The sequence below is a fragment of the Streptococcus suis genome, assembly GCF_002964045.1.
In the GTDB taxonomy this organism is placed as follows: Bacteria; Bacillota; Bacilli; order Lactobacillales; family Streptococcaceae; genus Streptococcus; species Streptococcus suis_U.
The window spans coordinates 1-741 of record NZ_POPB01000212.1 but is presented as its reverse complement, the minus strand read 5'-3'; the positions used below and the strand labels follow the sequence as shown (position 1 = coordinate 741).

2 pseudogenes are annotated in these 741 nt (G+C 32.9%); both read right to left on the bottom strand.

The window, feature by feature from the left end:
- Nucleotides 1-215: 215 nt before the first annotated feature.
- Nucleotides 216-476, bottom strand: a pseudogene (locus C1E99_RS01890) (topoisomerase DNA-binding C4 zinc finger domain-containing protein); the annotation flags it as partial.
- Between the two features lie 169 nt (nucleotides 477-645).
- Nucleotides 646-741: pseudogene (locus tag C1E99_RS01880) on the bottom strand (23S rRNA (adenine(2058)-N(6))-methyltransferase Erm(B)); the annotation flags it as partial.

Sequence of the window (741 nt, the reverse complement as noted above, 5' to 3'; positions counted from 1 at the left end):
TTTTTCTTTGTGTAGCATAGGAGAACCTCATAAGTCCTTTTTCTTATATTATACTCCTAAATACGAAGAAAAGCCCTTAGAAAATCAATTCTAAGGACTTTGTCTTCAGTCTGAACAAGTGATTAATCACTTGTGATTTGTGATTAATCACTTGTGATTTGTGATAAGTGATTTGTGATTAATATATAAAAGCCCTCTTTAAAGGGCTTTTATGCTTATTTTGAAAAAGAGATAAAATCAATATATCCCTTTTCCCCAATTTTTACAACGGCATTGTAGGGCTTTTTCTCTTTGTTTTTGATTCCTTTTACCAGGGTTTCTTTTCCCTCCAGTAATTCTTTTACATTTGTTTTGGTGAGTTTTTTCTTTCTAAAATGTTCAGCTAAAGTGAAGGTACATTCAGGATAATTTGAACAACCATAAAACGATTTTTTTAATACAATATTGTTGCCACACTTAGGACATTTTCCTACAAGGGGTCCCGAGCGCTTAGTGGGAATTTGTACCCCTTATCGATACAAATTCCCCGTAGGCGCTAGGGACCTCTTTAGCTTCTTGGAAGCTGTCAGTAGTATACCTAATAATTTATCTACATTCCCTTTAGTAACGTGTAACTTTCCAAATTTAAAAAAGCGACTCATAGAATTATTTCCTCCCGTTAAATAATAGATAACTATTAAAAATAGACAATACTTGCTCATAAGTAACGGTACTTAAATTGTTTACTTTGGCGTGTTTCAT